Here is a 318-nt window from a genome sequence, read left to right as displayed (position 1 = left end):
ACACCTCACGGGCCTAGCTCCCGCTTGAGGGGTGGGCCCCGCCCCGCCGTTCGCGCAGGGCACGGTTGCTATCGAGAAGATCGGTTGGCGAGGCGATGCCCACGATGTTGCGCCCGCGCAGCAAATCGGCCGCCTTGTCCAGTGCTTCGTCCAGGCTCAGTTTGACCTGACCGTTGGCGAGCAGTGGCTGGCGAGGACGATCCTTGCGGTTGACGTAGCCATAGCCGAAGCGGCCACGGTCGCACAGGAAATACTGGTTCACGGAACCGTTGTAGCGGTTCTCGATGCGGCGCAGTTCGCCATAACGCTCGCCCGGGC

Annotated in this window: 1 pseudogene; it reads right to left on the bottom strand. The window is 65.1% G+C overall.

Annotated features, from left to right (window positions below):
- Positions 1 to 31 precede the first annotated feature (31 nt).
- Positions 32 to 318: pseudogene (locus tag EE949_RS28935) on the bottom strand (NADH-quinone oxidoreductase subunit NuoG); the annotation flags it as partial.

Source organism: Pseudomonas viridiflava, from assembly GCF_900602065.1.
Taxonomy (GTDB): Bacteria; Pseudomonadota; Gammaproteobacteria; order Pseudomonadales; family Pseudomonadaceae; genus Aquipseudomonas.
Note: the sequence above shows the minus strand (reverse complement) of the source record. Positions and strands in the feature narration are given on the sequence as shown.